Here is a 21,708-nt window from a genome sequence, read left to right as displayed (position 1 = left end):
GGTCGGTCCGGGAGTCTTCTCTGCTTTACGTCCCAGGATCCCCGAAACGACGGGCCTGCTGCCCGATCCCTCACCAAGCCGCGGCGGTCAGACCTCGCGCACCGACTCCGCCACGAACCCGGACAGCACCAGCCGCGCAGTGCACCTGCTGTGGGCCGAGGCGGTCGGCGCTGCCCGCCGCACCACCACCTCGTACCGTCGCCCGCCAGCGTCGACCAGCACGCTCCGAGTGTCGCCCCGGGATTCCTCCGTCACCGCCAGAACCGCGTCGAGACCGCGCAGACCGGTGCGGCCGCGGATCTCGATCTCGGCGAACTGCGACCACGCGCTCTCCGCGGAGGTGCGGCCACGCAGGTTCTCCAGCCGGACGTTGCCGCCGAGCGCCTCCTTCGCCGCCAGTTCAGCGTCGGGCACTGCGAGGCTGCCGTGGAGATAACCGTCGGGTACGGTCAGGAGGTTGCCAGCCCAGCGGTCCCCGCCGACGTGGCTGACCTCCCACACCCGCCCGGGGTGGTTCTGCGCCAGGCTGGTCGCCAGCGGACGGCCGAAAACGGCGCAGCACATGTCCTTGCTGCCATGCGTGCACACGAGAAAGAGCGGACCGGACACCGGCTCGCCGTGCCCGCTGCGTCCGGCGGCGACCGCTTCGAGGTCGAGGTGGGAGAGTTCGTCCAGGTCAGCGAGGTCGAGCCGTTCGGTCCAGCGGTTCCCGGGCTGTCCGCTGGCGACGTACACCGCACGCGGAGCACCTGGCGTCCGCGCGTGCCGACCCGGCTTCCGGATCAGCAAGGGGCGCAGACCGGCGGCGCGCGCGGCATCGAGGCGTTCGGCGGGAAATACGGTGGCCAGGACGTCTTCGAGAGCGTCCGGGCCCCACGACCCAGGCTGCTCGACCAGCAGCCAGGACGTCATCCGCGCGGCGGTCCCGGCAGGCTCGCCGCCGAGTTCGCGAGTCAGCGCGGCGCATCCGGGCGCAGCGTTCCGGCCCGGGAAGCAGATTCCCGGCCCCGAATGCTGCACGTCGGGCTTAGGCATGCCTAAGTATAGCTGAACGCCCGCCGCGCCCTTCCGAGGCGACCGTCCCCGGGGCGCGGCATCACTCGATCGAGCCATCTCCGCTGAGCGTCCGGGACCGATGTGACCTCGGCGCAAGCCCAGACTGAGGCCGTGAACGGTGAGGTCGCCCATAGCACCCGTGCCATCGCTGAGAGACGCTGCGACGCCAGGCACAACAGCACGCCCGATCGCCAGGGCACGCCCAGCGATACTCCGATCAAGCCCGAGCCACCAGCCCTTGCGCGACCAGTTCTTTCACCAGCGCCCGCACCGTCGCCGAGGGCAAGTCCGGCGCGGCGTCGGCGAGCACCTTGAACGGCTGCGGACCGCACCCGAGCAACGCCGCGAGCACCGGTCGAGCGGCCTCGGCGAACACCAGCCGCTTCCCCGCCCCGACCAGCGCCACTGTGCCCTCGCCGTCCACCAGCGAGGCACGCGGGACGAGCAACCGAACCTCGAAATCGTCGTCCGGCGGCAGCAGTTCCGCGGTCGCCGCCCACGGCAGGCCGACGCGGGTCTGGGCCGGAGCCTGCGCGTCGCGGTCGGCGAGGAAGCGGTCAACCAAGTCACCTGCGGTCAGCTCGGCGAGCCGGCGGCGCAGCTCTTCGGCCCGCTCGGCCCGCGCGTCCGGACCGGCGAATCGGGGCAGGTCCGCGCGGAACAACTCGTCGGACCGCAGCTGGTCGGCCAGCCACGCGACGAGATCGACACCGGTGGCGGCATTGAACCCGATCGTCAGGTGCAGCGACTCTTCGCCGACGGCCGACACGTCGTGCCAGTGCCCGCGCGGCAGGTAGAGCACGTCGCCGTCCTCCAGCAGGAAGTCGTCGTGCGGCTCGCCTTCCGGGCGTTCCGGCAGTTCGACGTCCCGCTGCAGCGGCGAAGGCCGGGTCACCCCGTGCAGGCGCCACCGCTTGCGCCCGGAGAGCTGGATGATGAACGCGTCGTGGTCGTCCCAGTGCACGTCGAAGCCGTGCGTGGTGCCCCAGCCCGCGTACAGGTTGACCTGGATCCGCTCGCGCAAGTCGTGTTCGAGCCTGCCCGCAAGTTCGCCGACCTCGTCGACCAGTTCGTTGACCGAATCGAGCACGAGCGTCGCGCCGGCGCGCAGGTGTTCGGCGAACGGGGCCGACAGCACGCGCGGGACCTGGCCGTTGCGCCGGGTCGACACCATTTCGGTGTAGGTGTGCGCGGGGACGACGTCGCCGTCGAGCGCGAGCCGCAGCCGGGGGAACTCCAGCCGGTGCTGGCGCAGCACCCGGTCCAGCTCCGGCCACGGGAGCAGGGACGCGAACCGGCCCTTCTCCCCCGGGAACCGCCGAGGCGCCTTGCCGAGGACTTCTCCGAAGAACTGGCCGGCCTCGAGCGGTGCCACGAGGCCGGCCAGTCCGGGAATCTCCTTCACGGAGCGGGACAACGGCTAGTCGTTGCCGTCGTTGTCGGCGACGGCGCCGTTGGCCTTGCCGCGGTCCACCGCGGCGGTCAGCGGTTCCACGCTCAGCAGCAGGCCGCTGGCGGCCGCGTCGGTGTCGGTTGTCATGCGTTCTTGAGCCATCCGGACCTCGCAACGTCGACGACTGGGCGCGCCTCACGCTACGGGACATCGCCGGGGCGGACATCGGTCATTTGAGTAATCTTCGCCGGGCCCATGATCACGCTCGGCGGAACCGCCAGGTCACAGATTCTGCCGGTAATCCTGCTCGAGACCGTCCCGCAGCAGCCGCTCGTTCACCCCGTCCCGCACCAGTTTCGCGTCGGTGCCCGCGGTCTCGTTCAGCTTGAGATGATCGGTCCAGATCGTCGACGACCGCGGCAGGTCGGCGGGATCGACGTGCCGGGCGGGATCCCACAATCCGGCCTCGCACACCGCGGCGTTCGGTGCCAGCCGGACGGTCTCGATTTCCACCTTCAGCACCGCTTTCGGGGTCCGATTGCGCTCGGTCATCGACTCGCGCAGCTCGAGTTCTGTACTGATCACCGCCTTGCCCGTGATCTCCAACGTACGAGTGTCACCGGGAGCGATGACCACTACTGCGACGTCGGGGCGTTCGGCGACGTTGTGGAACGTGTCGGTGCGCCGGTTGCCGGGCCGATCAGCGAGCACGACCGTCGTCGGCCCGAGCATCCGGACCACCCCGGGAGGATCTCCCTTGGGACTGGCGTCCGCGCGCCCGGCGCCGTCCCGCGACGTGATCACCGCGAAGGGCGCGGCTGCCAGGAAAGCCGCCGCGGCGGGCCCGAGGACCGAGCCTTCCTCGACGACGTCGGCGTCCTCCGGTGCGGATGGACCCCACAGGTTGGAGCGGATCGCCGCTTTGCCGCAGTGGAGGAACGCCTCCTCTACGCGGAGACCGCCTTCGGAGATTGTTCCGTTGATCCGCAAGGTTTCGCGCCACCCGGGGACGAGCACCAGCAGCGCCGCGCCGTTGCCGTCTGCGGCGTCCGCCGGAATCGACAGCCGCAGCCGCCGCTCAGTCTCCGCTTTCGCGAATCCGGGAGTCCCGCCGACCATTTCGGCGCGCTGGCGGCCCTCAGTGTCGACGTAACCGAGGACGGCGGCGGGGCAGCGGCCGAGCAACGTGCGGCAATGCGGGTCGAGATGGTCGATCGACTTCATCATGACCGGCAGCGGCCGTTCGCCGACGACGCGTTCCAGGTCCGGCACCGCACGGATGATCCCCATGGAGTTAGGGTAGCCTAACAAGCCGGGCGGGGTGGCGGCCGTCCTGCTCGCCGCTGACGCTCGCGGTGCCGCGGGATTCTCTCCGCTGCCGGACGATTGCGGCGCTGGGCGTCGCGGGGCTCACTCCGCCGTCGGGCGCGGGCGGCACCGAATTCGTTTCGCTGCCAGGAGTGCGTGGTTCCGGATCTGCTCCGTCGCGCGTGCCCGGCACCGCGGGATTCGCTCCACGGCAAGGCGCGTGCGGTGCCGGGCAGCGACTGGTTCGCGCCGCAGCCACGAGCGCACGCACCGGACTTGCTCTGCCGTCTAGCGCTCGCAGTGCGGGGATTGGTGGAACCACCCCGCTACCCGGCAACGCCGGGCAACGCCGGGCAACGCCGGGCAACGCCGGGCAACGCCGGATTCACTCCGCCGCCGGAGCGCGCGCGGCCATGCTTTCCCAACAGGGCGTTCCCCAGCAGGCCCGAGCCGCACCAGAAACCGCTCCTCTCACTCCCTCCCAGCACCCAGATCACCGCCGCGCCGCCCCACCTCCGAGGGAAGATCGCCGACACAATCCAGAAGCCCGGGATTTTGCATACCAAAACCTGTATCCTGAAAACTGAGTTCCTCGAATCCCGCCGCAGATCCCACCCGAGGTGCACCGTGACCGAGTCCGTTTCTCCCCTGCCCGAACGCGGGCCTACCGGCCGCCGGACGGCCAAGGGGTCGCTCGCCGGCAAGAGCGCCAACCGGGTGGAGCGGCCCGCGCCGTTGCGGCAGGTCGTGTACGACGCGCTCGCCGAGCTGATCATCAACCGCACGCTCGAACCCGGGCAGCACCTCGTCGAGGCCGACCTGGCCGAGTACCTGGGCGTCAGCCGCCAGCCGGTGCGCGAGGCGCTGCAACGGCTGCAGAGCGAGGGCTGGGTCGACCTCCGTCCGGCGCAGGGAGCGTTCGTGCACCTGCCCACCGACGAGGAAGCCGACCAGCTGCTCGGAGTCCGAGCCGTGCTGGAGACCCACTCCGCGCGGCTGGCCGCGGCGTGCGCGACCGACAAGGACATCAAGCGCCTGTGGGAACTGCAGGACGTCGGCATGAAAGCCCTCGCCGCGGACGACAGCGAACGGCTCGTCGCAGCCAACGCCGACCTGCATTCGTACATCACCGAACTGACCGGCAACGCGGTCCTGACCGAGCTGATCGGCCTGGTCGACCGCCGGGTGCGCTGGTACTACACGCCGATCGCCCGGCCCCGCGGGCGCGACGCGTGGCAGGAGCACGCCGCGCTGATCGAGGCGATCGCGGCGCACAACGTCGAAAAGGCGGAGAAAATCATGGCGCAGCACACCGAACGCACGCGCCAGGCGTTCCACGAACGGCCGGACGCGGCGGAGTAACGCAGAAAAGTCCGGGAGCGACGGGGCGGATGCCAGCCGTCCCGTCGCTCCCGGACTCGCGGAGGAAACTCAGCTGCCCGCCGCCGGAGCGGTGCTGGCGATCTGGCTGCCGGCCTTCTCCGTCGTGCTGCGGCCGGAACGTCCGGGCTGGCGCAGGAACAACGTCATCACCGCGGACAGCAACGCGATGCACCCGGCCAGCACATATGCGCCGGTGTAACCCCACGCGGCGATCACCCCGGCCGCCAGCCCGCCGCCGCCGACACCGCCGACCAGTTTCGCGCTGTAGACGATGCCGTAGTTGGTCGCGTTGTGGTTCTCGCCGAAGTAGTCCGGCACCAACGCGGCGAACAGCGGATAGAACGCGCCGCTGCCGAATCCGGTCAGCACCGCGAACACCATGAACCAGAACAAACTGTGCGTCTTGCCCGACCACAGCACCCCGAATTGCGCGAGCGCCGCGATCACCAGCACCCAGAACAGCGTCGCTTTGCGCCCGATGCGGTCGGACGCCCAGCCGACGATTCCGCGGCCGACCCCGTTCACAATGGCCAGGACTCCCGCCGAGGAAGCCGCTACGAAGGCGCCGAACTGGCTTTCCTTGGCGAAATCGACCTGGAAATTGATCCCGAACAGCGAGACCCCGCCGATCACCACGAGGGTCGCCCACATCAGCGGCAGCATCCCGGTGCGGATCGCTTCCATCGGCGCGAACTGGCGCACCGCGGGCGGGTTCTTCGCCAGGCTCTTCGCCTTCCCCGCCGCGCTTCCCTTCAGCCAGGCGATCGGGTCGACCTCGGCCGGCCACCAGTTCTTCGGCGGGTCCTTGAACAGGAAACCGCACAGCCCGACCACCACGAGCATGTAGAGGCCGATCGCGTCGAGCGTGATCGTCACGTTCTCATGGCCGAGGAAAGCGCTGAACAGGTAAATAAACGGAACCGAACCGTAGGCGAATCCGCCGTTCACGAAACCGGTGCGGGCGCCGCGTTTCTCCGGATACCATTTCCCGACCATGTTGATGCACGTCGCGTACACCAGCCCGGCGCCGATTCCGCCCAGCACCGAGTACCCGACGAACGCCACCGCCAGATTTCCGCTGTGCGCGATGGAGAAGTAGCCGATCCCGGAGCACACCGCGCCAGCCAGCATCGCCGTCTTCGCCGACACGATGTTCTTCTCCCGCAGCCGCCCGGCCGGGAACGCGACCCCGGCCTGGAACACGGCCCAGATGCTGGCCAGCCAGAACGCGTCCGACAACGACCAGCCGTATTTCTCTTCGAGCGTTCCCTCGACGGCTCCCCAGCCGTATTCGAAAACGCTCACCGCCATCATGGCCACCCACGGCAGCCAGACCATCCAGCTGCGGGACCGTCCCATCAGGTCCCGGGGGCTCTCCCCGATCCGGTACGTCCGCCCGTTTTCGTCGACGATCTCCTGGTATGTCGGTTGGGCTGCGGTCATGAGAATTCTCTTTCGTCACCGTTGACTTCGGTTCCCGTGCCGGGCTGTCTCCGTTCTTCCCCCGAGCCGGGACGCGACCGCGCGCCCCGGCGTCCCTTCCTCGCCGCACTCCGCTGACCAGCGGTTAGGTGTCGGGCAACGTACGCCTCCCTCCGGACTTGATCAAGGCAGCAGCCCCGCCGAACGCGCCCACCGGTACTTCGCGCCGAGCACCGCGACCGGCTTTTCGGTCGTGTACGGATAAGCGACGACGCCATGGGCGTACAGGTGCTCGCTGGCCGCCTCGACCTCGACGTCTCCGGACAGCGAAGCCACCACCGGCTTGTGGATCCCTTTCCGCCGGAACTCCTCCACGACGTCCACGACCAGTTCCGCGAACACCATCGGCGGCGTGACGATCGTGTGCCAGTAACCGAGAACCAACGAGTGAATACGATCGTCGGACAGGCCGAGCGCGATGGTGTTCCGATACGTCGACGGCGGTTCGCCGCCGGTGATGTCCACCGGGTTGCCCGCCGCGCCGAACGGCGGGATGTATTCGCGGAACGCGGCGTCGAGATCGTCCGGGATCCGCATCAGCGCGAGCCCGTTGTCCACACAGGCGTCCGAGAGCAGCACCCCGGAACCGCCCGCGCCGGTGATGATCACGACGTTTTCGCCCTTCGGCGTGGGCAGTTTCGGCACGCCTCGCGCGTATTCGAGCAGGTCGTTGAGCCCGGGTGCGCGAATGACGCCGCTCTGGCGGAGGATGTCGTCGTAGACCCGGTCGTTCCCGGCGAGCGCACCAGTGTGCGATCCGGCCGCCTTCGCCCCTTCCGACGTCCGCCCGGCTTTCAGCACCACCACCGGCTTCTTGGCCGACACTCGTTTCGCGGTCTCGGCGAACGCACGACCATCCTTGAGATCTTCCAGGTGCATGGCGACGAGTTCGGTGTTGTCGTCGTGCTCGAAAAACGTCAGAAGATCGTCTTCGTCGATATCCGCCTTGTTTCCGACGCCGACAATCGCCGACACACCCATTCCGGCCGACCGGCTGAATCCCAGGATCGCCATCCCGATTCCGCCGCTCTGCGAGGACAGCGCGACGCCGCCTTTGACGTCGTACGGGGTGCAGAACGTCGCCGACAGGTTCTCCGGCGTGTAGTAGTAGCCGTAGATATTCGGGCCGAGAATCCGCACGCCGTGCTCGCGCGCGATGGCCAGAACTTCGTTCTGCAGCTCGATGTTTCCAGTCTCGCCGAAGCCCGAGGGGATCAGGATCGCCCCGGCGACGCCCTTCGCGCCCACTTCTTCCAGCGCCGCCGGCACGAACTTGGCCGGGATGGCGAAGACGGCGACATCCACGTCGCCGGGCACGTCCGCGATGCTCGGATAGGCCTTCCGGTCGAGGATTTCCGCGGCCTTCGGATTGATCGGATAGATCTCGCCCGCGTAACCGCCGTTCACGAGATTCTTCATTACCGAATTGCCGATCTTGCCGTCCTCCGCGGACGCGCCGATCACCGCGACCGCGGCCGGTTTCATGATCCGGTTCATCGCGACCAGGATCTCGTCCTGGCTGAACCGGACCGGTTCCGCGGCCGCCGCCGGATCGACGAGAATCCGCACGTCCACCGCAGTAGCCCCGTCGCCGGTGGCGAGCACCGGATTGAGGTCGACCTCGGCCAACTGCGGGAAGTCGGTGACCAGCCGCGACAGCCGGTGCACGACGTCCGCCAGCGCCGCCTTGTCCACCGCCTCGCCGCCGCGTACTCCATTGAGGATCTCAGCAGCGGCGATACCGTCCACCATGGACAGTGCTTCGTCGGTACTGGTGGGCGCCAGCCGGAAGGTGACGTCCTTCAACACCTCGACCAGGGCTCCGCCGAGTCCAAACGCGACAATCTTGCCGAAGCTCGGGTCGGTGACCGCGCCGATGATCACCTCCTGCCCGCTGGTCAGCATCTGCTGCACTTGGACGCCGACGATGCGCGCCGATGCGTCGTAAGCCTTGGCATTAGCCAAAATCGTGGCGTAACCGTCGGTGACTTCCTGCTCGCTGCGGAGGCCGACGAGTACGCCGCCAGCCTCGGTTTTGTGCAGGATGTCCGGTGAGACGATCTTCAGCACTACCGGAAGACCGATTTCCTTCGCCTGCGCCACCGCTTCGTCTGCGGAGTTGGCGAGCCGTTCCTGCGGCGTCGGAATGCCGTACGCCTCGCAGACCGCACGGCCTTCCGGCGCGGTCAGCGAGGAACGGCCTTCCTCGGCTGCTCGGGCCAGGATTTCCTCGACCGCCGCGCGGCCAGTTTCCGTGGTCATCCTCAGATCACGCCCGCCGTGCGCAGCTGCTCGACATCCGCCGCGCTGTAGCCCAGTTCGCCGAGCACTTCACCGTTGTGTTCGCCCAGCAACGGGGAGCGCTCAACGTCCACCGGAGAATCCGACAGCTTCAACGGGCAGCCGACGGTTTTGAACGCCCCGCGTTCCGGATGCGGCACCTCGACCACCGACCCCAGCTCGGCCAGCGTCTCGTCCTCGATCAGCTCCTTAGTGGACAGAATCGGTCCACAAGGGATGCTGCGGGCGTTGAGCAGCTCCATGACCTCCCATTTGGTGCGCTGCTCGGTCCATTCCTCGACCATCGCGAACACCTTGTCCAGTTTGGACAGCCGAGCCTCTGGAGTCGCCCAGTCCGGATCCTCGGCCAGTTCCGGCCGGCCGATCAGCTCGGTCAGCGGAGCCCAGCCGACCGGCTGGACGATGACGTAGATGTAGTCGTTGGGCCCGCCCGGCGCGCAGCGCACCGCCCAGCCCGGCTGACCGCCGCCGGACGCGTTGCCCGAGCGCGGCACCTCGTCGCCGAACCGCTCGTTGGGGTACTCCCCCAGCGACCCGTGCGCCAGCCGCTGCTGGTCGCGCAGCTTGACCCGGCACAGGTTGAGCACCGCGTCCTGCATCGCGACCTGCACCCGCTGCCCGCGCCCGGTGCTCGTGCGCTGATACAGCGCGGCGAGGATCGCCGCGACCAGGTGGATGCCGGTGCCCGAATCGCCGATCTGCGCGCCGGTGGCGGTCGGCGGTCCCTGCTCGAAGCCGGTCGTGCTCATCGAGCCGCCCATTGCCTGCGCGATCACCTCGTAGGCCTTGAAATTCGCGTACCGGCCGGGTCCGAACCCTTTGATGGACGCGTAGATCAGCCGCTCGTTGATCTCGTGGAGCCGCTCCCAGGAGAACCCGAAGCGGTCCACCACGCCAGGTCCGAAGTTCTCCACCAGAACGTCCACTGAGGACACAAGCTTGGTGAAGACTTCCTTGCCCTGCTCGCTTTTCATGTTGAGCGTGATGCTGCGCTTGTTCGCGTTCAGCATCGTGAAGTACAGACTGTCCACTCCGGGCAGATCGCGAAGCTGGCCCCGGGTGATGTCGCCGCGGCCGGGGGTCTCGAGCTTCACGACGTCCGCGCCGAGCCAGGCGAGGATCTGGGTCGACGACGGTCCTGATTGGACGTGGGTCATGTCGAGGACGCGGACGCCCTCCAGTGCCTTTCCCATCTTCGGCTCCTCCCGACTACTTGTACATCGTCTGGTTCATGGTTCCGGGGGCGTAGGCGTCCGGGTCGACCCAGACGTTGATCAGCGACGGCTTGCCGGATTCCCGCGCGCGGCGCAGCGCCGGGGCGATGTCCGCCGGGTCGCGGACCTCCTCGCCGTAGCCGCCGAGCATCCGGGCGAACTGGTCGTAGGCAACGTCGCCGAGGGTGTTGCCGACGCGTTCGCGGGCCAGGCCGTATTTCTGCGCCTGGCCGTAGCGGATCTGGTTCATCGACGAGTTGTTCCCGACGATCCCGACGAACGGCAGGTCGAATCGCACCAGCGTCTCGAAATCCCAGCCGGTGAGGGAAAACGCGCCGTCACCGAAGAGTGCCACGACTTCCTGATCCGGGCGCGCGTGCTTCGCTGCCAGCACAAAAGGAATACCGACGCCGAGTGTCCCCAACGGACCGGGATCCATCCAGTGTCCGGGGGCCTTCGGCTGCACGACCTGACCGGAGAACGTGACGATGTCGCCGCCATCGCCGATGTAGATCGAATCCTCGGTGAGGAACTCGTTGATCTCGTGCACCAGCCGGTACGGATGGATCGGATTCGCGTCGGAATGCTGCTGCGGCAACCGCTTCAGCTTGGCTTTCTCCTCGACCGCGCGCAGTTCCTCCAGCCACGGCTTGCGCGCGACCGCCCCGTTGTCGACCCGGCCCGACGCAGCTTCCGCGACCGCGGCGAGGATCTGTCCCGCGTCGCCGACAATGCCGAGGTCGATGTCTCGGTTCTTCCCGACGGTGCGGTAGTCGAGGTCGATCTGCACCACCGTCGCGTCCGGGGAAAGCCTTTTGCCGTAACCCATCCGGAAGTCGAACGGAGTGCCGACAATGACGATCACGTCGGCGTTGTCGAACGCGTAGCGACGGGAAAGCTGGAAATGGTGCGGATCGCCCGGCGGCAGAGTTCCCCGGCCGGCACCGTTCATGTACGCCGGGATGTTCAGCGTGCGGACGAGTTCGGTCGCGGGCTCGGTCGCGCGAGTCGTCCAGACCTGGCTGCCAAGCAGAATCGCGGGTTTCTTGGCGTGCACCAAAAGATCTGCGAGCTTTTCGACGTCCGCCGGGTCGCCCGCGTTGCGAGTGGAAGCACGATAACGACCGGACAGCGGGATCCGTGCGTTCGCCAACGGCACCCGGGCGTCGAGAACGTCCCGCGGAATCTCCAAAAAGGACGGTCCGGGCGCGCCCGCGAAGGCTTCCCGGAACGCCATCGAGACCAGATCAGCGGCGCGCGCGGTGTGCGGGACGGTCGCGGCGAACTTGGTGATCGGAGTCATCATGTCCACGTGCGGGAGGTCCTGCAGCGAACCCATTTTGTGCTGGCTCAACGCGCCTTGGCCGCCGATCAGCAGCATCGGGCTCTCCGCGCGCAACGCGTTCGCGACGCCGGTGACCGCGTCGGTCGTCCCCGGCCCCGCCGTGACCACCGCACACCCGGGGCGGCCGGTGATCCGCGCGTACCCGTCGGCCGCGTGCGCCGCGACCTGCTCGTGCCGGACGTCGATGACGCTGATGCCCTCGTCCACGCAGCCGTCGTAGATGTCGATGATGTGGCCGCCGCAGAGAGTGAAGATGGTGTCGACGCCTTCGGCCTTGAGGGCTTTCGCGACCAAGTGGCCGCCGGAGATCGTGTCGGCCGTCTCGCGATCGCCGTTGGCACCGGGCCTGGCCTGGCTGGCGGGTCGGCTCGTGCTGGCTTTTGCTCCGGCGCTCTCACTGGCCTGGGCGGGCCGACTCTTGTTCCCACTGGCGTTCGCTCCGGCGCTCTCGCTGGCCTGCGTGCCGGGGTTCCGGCTGGCCTGCGTGCTGGAGTTCTCCGCGATTGGGCTGCTGGCGTTCACGCCGACGTCCTCGCTGGCCTGCGCGCCGAGGTTGTCGCTCGACTGCGCGCTGGCGTTTTCCTCGATGGGGCCGCCGGCGCTCTCGCTGGTCTTCTCGCCGGTCCGCCCGCTGGCGTTCTTGTCGGTCTGCTGGCCTGCTTGCCGGCCGGTCGTGGTTGGCGACATGCGCAACTCCTCCTGTCCGCGCCGGACCTCTCTGATCCGCGCGCTCGTCCCGGTCTGCTCGTTGCCCTCTCCGCGGCCCGCCGGATCTGTCGCCGCAGGTCAGCGGCTCGTCGCCGGAAGACTGTAGATTGCATACCGTATGAGGTAGGCATTAGACTTACTCTTCGAGCCGCCCGCTGTCCAGGGGCATCCGCAGGTTTGTCCGACTGGCTTGCGGATCGCTCGGCCGCACGATTCGGCGGGAGGTTCGCTGGCCGGTTCACCGGGTCGGCCTGCCGCACGACATGGCGGCAGAGCGGCTCGTCGGCCCGTGCCGACCGGTGGCCTGACCCGCTCCACCCGCCGGTTGCATCGGGCGATGCGGATCGGGCCGTCGCTCTGGGCCAGCACCTCGGCCGAGGCCCTCCCCCAACACCTCCGCCGAGCGAACTGACAAGCGCCAAGCAACTACCACGCAACGCCGTCACTCACCGACCGCGAACCCGAGTCCCCCGCCCCGCAAGGAAGGAATCCCGATGGATCTCTTGGAACACCAAGCGCGCGACCTCTTCGCCGCGCACGGCGTGCCGGTCCCCCGCGGCCGCGTCGCCGAGACTCCCGAGGAAGCACGGGCCGCGGCCGTCGACATCGGCGGGCCGGTCGTCGTCAAGGCGCAGGTCAAAACTGGCGGCCGCGGCAAGGCGGGCGGGGTGAAACTCGCGTCCCGGCCGGACGACGCCGAGCAGATCGCCGACGACATCCTCGGCATGGACATCAAAGGCCACCGCGTCCATCGCGTTCTCGTCACCGAAGCGAGCGACATCGCCGACGAGTACTACGTCTCCTACCTTCTCGACCGCGCCGACCGGACCTTTCTCGCCATGGCCTCGGCCGCAGGCGGGATGGACATCGAGGAAGTTGCCGCGACTCGGCCCGAAGCGCTGGTCAAGGTGCCGATCGACGTCCGCGTCGGGGTCGATCTGGTGAAGGCGCGCAGGATCGCCGCGGCGGCACAGCTTCCGGTCGAAGCAGCCAGCGTCCTGGTCCGGCTGTGGGACGTGTTCACCGCCGAGGACGCCACGCTCGTCGAGGTGAATCCGCTTGCCCGCACGCGCAGCGGGGAGATCGTCGCGCTCGACGGGAAGGTCACGCTTGACGACAACGCCGCGTTCCGGCATCCCGAGCACCGAGCGTTCGCGGACGCGGAGGCCGGGGATCCGCTGGAGCAGCAGGCTGCCGAGCAAGGGCTCAATTACGTGAAGCTGGACGGCGACATCGGCGTGATCGGCAATGGAGCCGGGCTGGTGATGTCCACTCTGGATGTAGTGGCTGCCGCGGCGCAGGAGGCGGGGGCGGTCGGGCCGGCGAATTTCCTCGACATCGGAGGCGGCGCGTCGGCGGAGGTGATGTCGGCTGGGCTCGGGGTGATTCTCGGGGATCCCGCGGTGCGGAGCGTGTTCGTGAACGTCTTCGGCGGGATCACGGCGTGCGACGCGGTGGCGGACGGCATCGTGAAAGCGTTGGCCTTGCTGGGTGATCGCGCGACGAAGCCGTTGGTCGTCCGGCTCGACGGGAACAACGTCGCGGAAGGAAGGCGGATCCTCGCCGAGGCAGCGCATCCGCTGGTCACGGTGGTCGAGACGATGGACGACGCCGCGCGCGAAGCGGCCAAGCTCGCGACCGAAACGGAGGGCTGACCGATGGCGATCTTCCTGGACGACACCAGCCGGGTCCTCGTTTCCGGCATCACCGGTGCGGAGGGCACCAAACACACCCGCCGGATGCTGGCCGCAGGAACGAACGTCGTGGGCGGGGTGAATCCGCGCAAGGCCGGGCAGACTGTTTCCCTTGACGGGCACGAACTTCCGGTGTTCGGCGGCGTCGCCGAGGCGATGGCGGAGACCGGTGCGGACGTAGTGGTTTTGTTCGTGCCGCCGCCGTTCGTGAAGGACGCGGTAGTCGAAGCGGTCGACGCGGGCATCGGTCTCGCAGTGGTGATCACCGAGGGCGTGCCGGTGCACGATTCCGCCGCGTTTTGGGCGCACGCGCGCGACAGCCGTACCAGGATCATCGGGCCGAACTGTCCCGGTCTCATCTCCCCCGGGCTGTCGAACGCCGGGATCATTCCCGCCGACATCACCGGACCCGGGCGGATCGGGCTGGTGTCGAAGTCCGGGACGCTCACCTACCAGCTCATGCACGAACTCCGCGACATCGGTTTCTCCAGCTGCATCGGCATCGGCGGCGACCCGGTCATCGGCACGACGCACATCGACGCGGTCGAGGCGTTCGAGAAGGACCCGGACACCGACGTGATCGTGCTGATCGGCGAAATCGGCGGCGACGCGGAGGAGCGCGCGGCCGCCTACGTGCAAGAAAACGTGCGGAAGCCGGTTGTCGGGTACGTCGCGGGGTTCACCGCTCCGGAAGGCAAAACGATGGGGCACGCGGGTGCGATCGTGTCGGGCTCGTCGGGGACCGCGGCGGCCAAGAAGGCGGCGCTCGAAGCTGCCGGGATCCGGGTGGGCCGTACGCCGAGCGAGACAGCCCGGTTGGTTCGCGAGGTGCTCGCCGAAACCAGCTGACGCAGTACAGGCGTAGTACTACAACCGGAGTGATTCAGCGTCGAATCCAGGAGGACGGATGGATCTGCGGCAGCTGGAAACCGTTGTGGCCGTGGCTGAGGAGGGCGGGTTCACGGCTGCCGCGCGTCGGTTGCACACGGTGCAGTCGACAGTGTCCACTGTGGTCCGTGCGCTCGAACGCGATCTCGGCACCGCGCTTTTCGAACGCACCACCCATCGGGTCGAGTTGACGCCTGCGGGCAAGGCGTTTCTCCCGGCCGCGCGGGCTGCGCTGGAGGCGGCCAGCCAGGCTCGGGCGACGGTCGACCGGGCGCGTTGGCAGGTCACCGGGGAGGTTCGGATCGGTGTCATGCCCGGGGCGTGGCCGGAACCGCATCGGGCGCTGAGTGCGTTGCGCCGGGACCATCCCGGGGTGCGCGTGCTGGTGCGGACCGCGCCGCCGCACCAACTGCGCGAGGCGGTGGTGATGTCCACTGTGGACATAGTGGTCGCGGTCGCCGGCTGCGCCCCGAGCGACGGGCTGGTGAGCCGTCCGGTGCGGAGGGAGGAAATGGTGCTCGTCACCGCGGCGGGCGACGGAGCCGCGGATCGGCCGGTTTCCGCCGCCGAAGCCGCCGGTACCGCGGTCGTGGATTTCGCGCCGGGCTGGGCGATCCGGGAGGCCACCGACCGGACGTTCCAGTCGGCCCGGGTGCGCCGGACGGTCGTGCACGAGGTCACCGACGCGCCCGCCGCGGCCGAACTGGTCCGGCACGACCTCGGCGGCTGCGTGTTGCCGGTGTCGGTCGCCGCGCAGTTCCCCGACCTGACGGGCCGCAGGTTCACGCGCGGCGGCCCGACGTGGAACATCACCGCGACGCACGCCGGAGACCCCCGCCCGGCGGTGGCGGCGGTGCTGCGGCACCTGACCTGACCCTCGCGCCGGTTCGCCCGCAGCGGCTGCACGTCGAACCATCACCCAGCCGCTGCCGACGACCCACGCTCAGCGGTCTTCCGGCACCTGACCCGACTCTCCCGGCGGCACGACGTCGACCATCGCTCCGGCCCCTGCCGACGACCCACGCCCGGCGGCAATGCGACACCTCACCCGACCGGTGCCTCAGCCCGGCGGAGTGACATCGACCATCCGCCCGGACCCTGTGACGACCCACGCCCGGCGGTGCTGCGGCACCTGACCTGATCCACGGCACCGGTTGTCGCTGAACCGAAGGTCGTGTGGTTCCAGGTCGGCTGGATCGCAGGGAGTGCTGTTCAAGCTCAGGCGTCGTCAACCGAGCGGTCTGTCACCACGGACTCGACGCCCGACCAACCCAGACTCAGCCCGACGCCCAATCCGCCCGGATGTGCTTCAGATGCGCCCTGACCTGCCCCTCCAACCGGCCCCAATCGCGAGCCGCGATCGTCGCCAGCATCTCCCGGTGTTCCCTCGCCGAATCCGCCAAGCGCCCGTGCTCGGCCAGTTTTTCCAAGCCGTACAACCGCGTCTGGTCGCGCAGGTTGGCGATGGCGTCCGTCAGCCGTCCGTTTCCGGCGAGGGACAGCAAGTCCAGGTGGAACCGGCGGTCGGCCTCCAGGAAGCGCGCGACGTCGCCCTCCCCGGCGGCGGATTCGATCTCGGCGGCCAGGGCGTCCAGCCGGTCGAGGTCGGCGGGGCTTGCGGCCGCGGCGGCGGACAGCGTGGCCGGGACTTCCAGCAGCAGCCGCATCTCGTAGATTTCGTCCAGGTCGCGTTCGGTCATCGCGACGACGCGGTAGCCGCGGTTGCGGACCGGTTCCAGGAGGCCCTGGTTGACCAGCGTCAGCAACGCCTCGCGCACCGGGCTGCTCGACACGCCCAGGCGCGTCGCTAGCGCGGCGGCCGAGTAGATGTCGCCGGGGCGCAGTTCGCCGGACACCATCGCCTGCCGCACCACTTCGAGCACTTGTTCGCGCAGGTTCGTGCGCTGCAGCTGCGTCAACGGGGCGCTCCTCCGGTTTCGCGGGCTTGACTTCGTCCGCTTCCGTCCCGCATCGTACCTTAGTAACCGGTAGCCGGTTACTAAGGAGTAACTAATGTCTGAGGTCCGGGGTTACTGCACGTTGTGCCGGTCGCGCTGCGGTGCGGTCTACACGGTCGAGAACGGCGCGCTGCGCGGAGTCCGGCCGGATCCCGCGCATCCGACCGGGGCCGCGTTGTGTCCGAAGGGCCGGGCGGCGCCCGAGCTGGTGCACTCCCCCGAACGGCTGCGCCGGCCGTTGCGCCGCACGACGCCGAAGTCCGATCCGGATCCGCGGTGGCGCGAGATCAGCTGGGACGAAGCGCTTTCCGAGATCGCCGGGCGGCTCGGCGACATCCGCGCGGCCAGCGGGGCCGAGGCGGTCGCGTTTTCGGTGACCTCCCCCAGCGGCACGCCGATGTCCGACTCGATCGACTGGGTCGAGCGGTTCATCCGGCTCTTCGGCAGCCCCAACACGCTCTACTCGACCGAGATTTGCAACTGGCACAAGGATTTCGCGCACGCGTTCACGTTCGGGTCAGGATTGCCCGCGCCGGATTACGCGGGTACGGAATTCGCGGTGTTGTGGGGGCACAATCCGGCCAAGGCGTGGCTGGCGCAGTCTGCGGCGTTGGCGGGGGCGCGCACGCCGAAGCTGGCGGTTGTCGATCCGCGGCGGACTGCCAGCGCGGTGCAGGCTGAGCATTGGCTCCGGGTCCGGCCTGGCACCGACGGCGCGCTCGCGCTCGGCGTCGCACGGGCATTGCTCGAGCGCCGTGGGCAGGACGAGGCGTTCGTGCGGTCGTGGACGAATGCGCCATTGCTGGTCCGATCCGACAACGGCCGGTTTTTGCGGGCGGCGGAAATCGATCCCGCGGCGGCCGGGTTTGCGGTGTGGGACGAGGTCAGCGGCCAAGCCGCGCCGTACGACACAGATTATCCAGCAAGCGGGCCGGAAAGGTTTGCTCTGCACGGAAAGCGCCGCGTGCGCACGTTGGCCGGTTGGGTCGATTGCGTGCCCGCGTTCGAGCACTACGCGCAGGCCTGTGCGGCATGGCCGCTCGACCGGACCGAGGCGGTGACGACTGTCGAGGCCACGGCGATCGAAGCATTCGCGGCAGACCTCGCCGAGGCGAAGTCCGTGACGTACGCGGCATGGTCGGGCGTCGGGCAGCACGCGAACGCCACGCAGACCGAGCGCGCGATCGCCACTCTCTACGCGCTCACCGGCAGCTATGACTCCCCCGGTGGCAACGTCGTCCTGCCGAAACTGCCGGTCGCACCGGTCACGTCGCCGGATCAGCTCGCGCCTGAGCAGCGCGCGAAAGCGCTTGGCCTGCAGGAGTTTCCGCTCGGACCACCGGCGCAAGGCTGGGTGACCGCGCGCGACTTCTGCCGGGCAGTCCTCGACGAAAAGCCTTATCCGGTCCGCGCGCTGGTGTCTTTCGGCGGGAATCTTCTGCTGTCCCAGCCGGATCCGCGCCGTACCGCGGAAGCGTTGCGGCGGTTGGAATTCGCGGTGCACCTTGACTTGTTCGAGAATCCGACTGCACGGTTCGCCGATCTTCTGCTGCCGGTCCAGACGCCCTGGGAGCACGAGGCGGTCAAGGCGGGTTTCGAGATCACCCAGTCCGCGCAGGAACACGTGCAGCTGCGGCCGCGGATGGCTGATCCGATCGGCGAGTCGCGTTCGGACACTGAGGTGGTGTTCGAACTGGCCGAGCGGCTCGGGCTCGGCGCGGAGTTCTTCGACGGCCGCGTCGAGGACGGCTGGGATCACCAACTGGCCCCGCTCGGCCTCACCGCGGCACAGTTGCGCGGCCAGCCGGGTGGTGTCGATCTGCCGTTGCAGACCGAGTACCGCAAGTACTCCCAATGTGCGGAAAACGGTGCGGCTACTGGGTTCGCGACGCCGACTCGACGGGTCGAGCTGTATTCCGAGCGGCTCGCCGAACATGGCCAGCCCGCGGTCCCGGACGCCGAGCCGCCGGTGCCCGATCCTCGACGCCCGCTGGTGCTGACGTGTGCGAAGAACGGGTACTTCTGCCACAGCCAGCATCGCGGGATTTCGTCGCTGCGCAAGCGTTCTCCGGAACCGGCCGTCGACCTGAGCGCGGAACTCGCCGCGGAGCGCGGGATCGAGGGCGGGCAGTGGGTCCGCATCACGACCGCCTCCGCGGAGGTCCGGATGCGGGCGCGGATCGATCCCGCGCTGCATCGCGACGTGGTCGTGGCGGAGTACGGCTGGTGGCAACCGGCGCCTGACCTCGCGCTGCCCGGTTCGGACCCGCTCGAAGAGGGCGGGACCAACTACAACCTGCTCGTCGGCGACGACGCCCACGACCCGGTCAGCGGCTCGGTCCCGTTGCGCTCGACGTTCTGCGACGTCCAGCCCGACGAAGCGGAGCCGTGGACCGGGCAGCGGGAGTTCGTGGTCGAGCGCGCGGTGTTCGAGACCGAGGACATCCGGTCGGTGCACCTCAAGCCGGTGGACGGCCGGTCGGTGCCGGGGTTCCGCGCCGGGCAGCACATCACGGTCGCCTGGCCGGACGCACCTGGGCTGACCCGCAGTTATTCGCTGACGAGCCCGGCGAACGCGCCGGACGACGGGTACGCGATCGCGGTGCGGCGGGTGTCGGGCGGGCAGTTCTCGCCTGCGGTGCACGACCGGGTTCAGCCGGGGACGCGGCTGCTGGTCACGGCTCCGTCCGGCGGGTTCGCGGTGCCGACTGTCCATTCGCGACCGATCGTGCTGCTGGCCGCCGGGATCGGGATCACGCCGTTCCTGAGCTATCTGGAGAGCCTCGACCCGGCGTCCGCGCCGGAGATCGTGCTGCACCACGGCAGCCGCGACCGGTCGCGGCACGCGTTCCGCGAGCGCATCGCCGCGTTGGCGCGCCGGCTGCCCACTGTCCGGATCTTGGACCACTACAGCCGTCCTGGTCCGGAGGAGCGCTGCGACTTCACCGGCCGGGTCACCGCCGGGCGCGTCGACGCCGACCTGATCCGGCGGCGGGCCCGGTTCTACCTGTGCGGTCCGGAAAGCATGCTGGACGAGCTGACCGGCGAACTGGTGGAGCGGGGCGTGCCGCGCTTCGACATCTTCACCGAGAAGTTCCACGCCGCGCCCGCCCCGGTCCGGATCCCGGACGGCGCCACCGCCACCGTGCGGTTCGCGCGGTCCGGCCGCGAGGTCACCTGGCGAGCGGGCGACGGGGATCTGCTGCGGTTCGCCGAGGCTTCCGGGGTCGCGCTGCCCAGCGGATGCCGGCTCGGGCAGTGCGAAAGCTGCGCCGTGCCGGTGCTGGACGGAACCGTCGCGCACCTGGTCGCCGTCGCCGACGATCTGCCCGCTGACCAGTGCCTCGCCTGCCAGGCCGTACCCACTACGGATGTAGTGCTCGACGCGTGAGTCTGGTCACCCCCTAACCTCGCAAACCCCATCGGGGGTGCGAAATCCGGCGCCCGGACGGCATCATCGGCGGATGCCTCTCGACCAGACATCGCGCGAAGTGTACGAGCACATCGTCCGGAAGAACCCGGCCGAGCCGGAGTTCCACCAGGCCGTGTTCGAAGTGTTCGAAGCGATCCGGCCCGCCCTCCAGCGGGACCCGGGGCTGCGCGACGCGGCGATGCTGGAGCGGCTGTGCGAGCCGGAGCGGCAGGCGATGTTCCGAGTGGTCTGGACCGACGACGCGGGCGCGGTGCACGTCAACCGCGGCTTCCGGGTCGGGTTCAGCTCGGCGCTCGGGCCGTACAAGGGCGGGCTGCGCTTCCGCGGCGACGTCACGCTCGGCACGGTCAAGTTCCTCGCCTTCGAGCAGATCTTCAAGAACGCGCTCACCGGCCTCGGCATCGGCGCGGGCAAGGGCGGGTCCGACTTCGACCCGGCGGGCCGCAGCGACGGCGAGATCATGCGCTTCTGCCAGGCGTTCATGACCGAACTGGTCCGGCACATCGGCCCGGACACCGACGTCCCGGCCGGCGACATCGGCGTCGGCGGGCGCGAGATCGGCTACCTGTTCGGCCAGTACAAGCGGCTCACCAACCGCTACGACGCGGGCACGATCACCGGCAAGAACCCGTTGCTGGGCGGCATTCCGGCGCGTCCGGAGGCCACCGGCTACGGGACGGTGTACTTCCTCGAAGCGATGCTCGGCGCCCGCGACGACTCGTTCTCCGGCCGCACGGCGGTGGTGTCCGGTTCGGGCAACGTCGCCTATCACGCGATCGCGAAACTCCAGGAACTCGGCGCGAAGCCGATCGCGTGCTCGGATTCCGGCGGGTACGTCCACGATCCGCGCGGGATCGACCTGGAAGTGCTGCACGATCTGAAGGTCGCGCGGCGGGCGCGGCTTTCCGAGTACGTCGACCACGTGCCGTCGGCGAAGTACGTCACCGACGGCACGCCGTGGGATGTCCCGTGCGACCTCGCGCTGCCGTGCGCGACGCAGAACGAGCTGGACGAACAGTCCGCGTTGCGGCTGGTGAAGAACAACGTGCGCGCGGTCGCCGAGGGCGCGAACATGCCGTGCACGCCGGGTTCGCTGCAGATCTTCCGCGAGGCCGGGGTCGCGGTCGGACCCGGCAAGGCCGCGAACGCCGGCGGGGTCGCGGTGTCGGCGCTGGAGATGCAGCAGAACGCGGCGCGCGAGCGCTGGACGTTCGAGCGCACCGACCGGACGCTGCGCGAGATCATGACCGACATCCACCGGACGTGCCTCGAAACCGCCGACGAGCACGGGGTGGCCGGGGATTACGTCAGCGGGGCCAATATCGCGGGCTTCCGCAAGGTGGTCGCCGCGATGGACGTCTGCGGCTACATCTGAGCCGAGCCGCTCCGTGCGGACAGTCTCCGCTCGGCAGAATGTTGTATGCAGTATTTAGTCGCAGGTGTGCCGGTCGACTGAGTGGTGCCTGCGGTCCACCGTGGACAGGATTCTCCCCGGTCGCGGTCGCGGTCGCGGTCGCGGTCCGGTCCCCGGTTTCGGCACCGGGA

Annotated in this window: 14 protein-coding genes; 6 read left to right on the top strand and 8 right to left on the bottom strand. The window is 69.1% G+C overall.

Translation table 11 applies throughout. From position 1 onward, the window contains the following. Positions 1-87: 87 nt before the first annotated feature. From D0D37_RS00190 to D0D37_RS00180, 3 genes are all read right to left on the bottom strand, one after another. A complete protein-coding gene (locus D0D37_RS00190; RefSeq protein WP_208719722.1) occupies positions 88-1,035 on the bottom strand; it encodes a sucrase ferredoxin in 948 nt (315 codons plus the stop codon). A 238-nt stretch (positions 1,036-1,273) separates the two neighbouring features. Further along, positions 1,274-2,473, bottom strand: a complete 1,200-nt coding sequence (locus tag D0D37_RS00185) for a cupin domain-containing protein (protein ID WP_244223322.1) — start codon at positions 2,471-2,473, stop codon at positions 1,274-1,276. A 258-nt stretch (positions 2,474-2,731) separates the two neighbouring features. Further along, the gene (locus D0D37_RS00180; protein ID WP_116198412.1) at positions 2,732-3,739 is read right to left on the bottom strand and encodes a pyridoxamine 5'-phosphate oxidase family protein; all 1,008 of its coding nucleotides are present in this window, start codon (positions 3,737-3,739) and stop codon (positions 2,732-2,734) included. Between the two features lie 645 nt (positions 3,740-4,384). On the opposite strand from D0D37_RS00180, the gene D0D37_RS00175 reads away from it, so the two are divergent. Then, entirely contained in the window at positions 4,385-5,119 is a 735-nt protein-coding gene (locus D0D37_RS00175; protein ID WP_116198411.1) for a GntR family transcriptional regulator, read from the top strand. Between the two features lie 69 nt (positions 5,120-5,188). Here the strand turns inward: D0D37_RS00175 and D0D37_RS00170 are convergent, their stop codons facing one another. The 4 genes from D0D37_RS00170 to D0D37_RS00155 form a co-directional block, all read right to left on the bottom strand. Continuing rightward, a complete protein-coding gene (locus D0D37_RS00170; protein WP_116198410.1) occupies positions 5,189-6,583 on the bottom strand; it encodes an OFA family MFS transporter in 1,395 nt (464 codons plus the stop codon). 162 nt (positions 6,584-6,745) lie between these two features. Further along, positions 6,746-8,884: an acetate--CoA ligase family protein gene (locus D0D37_RS00165; RefSeq protein WP_116198409.1), complete on the bottom strand. Its 2,139-nt coding sequence runs from the start codon at positions 8,882-8,884 to the stop codon at positions 6,746-6,748. Between the two features lie 2 nt (positions 8,885-8,886). Next, the gene (gene frc / locus D0D37_RS00160) at positions 8,887-10,116 is read right to left on the bottom strand and encodes a formyl-CoA transferase (protein ID WP_116198408.1); all 1,230 of its coding nucleotides are present in this window, start codon (positions 10,114-10,116) and stop codon (positions 8,887-8,889) included. Positions 10,117-10,132: 16 nt separating this feature from the next. Further along, on the bottom strand, positions 10,133-12,169 hold the full coding sequence (locus D0D37_RS00155) for a thiamine pyrophosphate-binding protein (protein WP_244223321.1): 2,037 nt from the start codon (positions 12,167-12,169) through the stop codon (positions 10,133-10,135). Between the two features lie 515 nt (positions 12,170-12,684). On the opposite strand from D0D37_RS00155, the gene sucC reads away from it, so the two are divergent. Genes sucC through D0D37_RS00140 form a run of 3 tightly spaced genes read left to right on the top strand, consistent with a single transcriptional unit; the run spans position 12,685 to position 15,646 of the window. Continuing rightward, entirely contained in the window at positions 12,685-13,845 is a 1,161-nt protein-coding gene (gene sucC, locus D0D37_RS00150; RefSeq protein WP_116198407.1) for an ADP-forming succinate--CoA ligase subunit beta, read from the top strand. 3 nt (positions 13,846-13,848) lie between these two features. Then, entirely contained in the window at positions 13,849-14,733 is an 885-nt protein-coding gene (sucD, locus tag D0D37_RS00145; RefSeq protein WP_116198406.1) for a succinate--CoA ligase subunit alpha, read from the top strand. Between the two features lie 58 nt (positions 14,734-14,791). Beyond that, positions 14,792-15,646, top strand: coding sequence for a LysR family transcriptional regulator (locus tag D0D37_RS00140; protein ID WP_116198405.1), 855 nt, complete (start codon positions 14,792-14,794; stop codon positions 15,644-15,646). Between the two features lie 403 nt (positions 15,647-16,049). Here D0D37_RS00140 and D0D37_RS00135 read toward each other — a convergent pair whose 3' ends face one another. Further along, complete coding sequence (locus D0D37_RS00135) at positions 16,050-16,691, bottom strand: GntR family transcriptional regulator (protein ID WP_244223320.1); 642 nt, start codon at positions 16,689-16,691, stop codon at positions 16,050-16,052. Positions 16,692-16,785: 94 nt separating this feature from the next. Between D0D37_RS00135 and D0D37_RS00130 the strand changes: the two genes are divergently transcribed. Continuing rightward, positions 16,786-20,121, top strand: coding sequence for a molybdopterin-dependent oxidoreductase (locus D0D37_RS00130; protein ID WP_116198404.1), 3,336 nt, complete (start codon positions 16,786-16,788; stop codon positions 20,119-20,121). Between the two features lie 73 nt (positions 20,122-20,194). Continuing rightward, on the top strand, positions 20,195-21,538 hold the full coding sequence (gene gdhA, locus D0D37_RS00125; protein WP_116198403.1) for an NADP-specific glutamate dehydrogenase: 1,344 nt from the start codon (positions 20,195-20,197) through the stop codon (positions 21,536-21,538). Positions 21,539-21,708: the final 170 nt, after the last annotated feature.

Origin of the sequence: Amycolatopsis circi, from assembly GCF_003385235.1 — a bacterium.
Taxonomy (GTDB): Bacteria; Actinomycetota; Actinomycetes; order Mycobacteriales; family Pseudonocardiaceae; genus Amycolatopsis; species Amycolatopsis circi.
The sequence above is the reverse complement of the archived record's forward strand: the minus strand, read 5'-3'. Positions and strand labels throughout refer to the sequence as shown.